Below are 418 nucleotides of genomic sequence, written 5' to 3' on the forward strand. Positions count from 1 at the left end.
CTAGTAGTGCTTGGTCAGATCCGTAGCGGTGCGGGTATGTCGCGATGGCAGGTGGGGCAGGCACCGGTCCAGAGAGCGAGGAGTGTCTGCAGCTCGCGGACGACTTGGTAGAGGCTCAGGCCGGCGCCGCGTCTTTTGGGGCCCGGGCCAGTCGTTGCAGGGTGCAGAAGGCGTGTGCGACGGAGACGAGGGTGACGTGGTGGTGCCAGCCGCCCCAGGTGCGGCCCTCGAAGTGGGCCAGGCCCAGGGCCTGCTTCATCTCCCGGTAGTCGTGCTCGATGCGCCAGCGGAGCTTGGCCAGGCGGACCAGGGTGGTCAGCGGGGTGTCGGCGGGCAGGTCGGACAGCCAGAACTGGACCGGCTCGGCCTGGTCGGCGGGCCACTCGGCCAGCAGCCAGCATTCGGGCAGTTCCGGGCC

1 protein-coding gene is annotated in these 418 nt (G+C 69.9%); it reads right to left on the reverse strand.

Annotation, left to right across the window (positions count from 1 at the left end):
• Positions 1-115: 115 nt before the first annotated feature.
• Positions 116-418, reverse strand: a 303-nt coding sequence (locus QCN29_RS36785; protein ID WP_279933609.1) for a transposase, incomplete at its 5' end; no start/stop codon positions are given.

The sequence above is a fragment of the Streptomyces chengmaiensis genome (genome assembly GCF_029846775.1).
Lineage (GTDB): Bacteria > Actinomycetota > Actinomycetes > Streptomycetales > Streptomycetaceae > Streptomyces > Streptomyces chengmaiensis.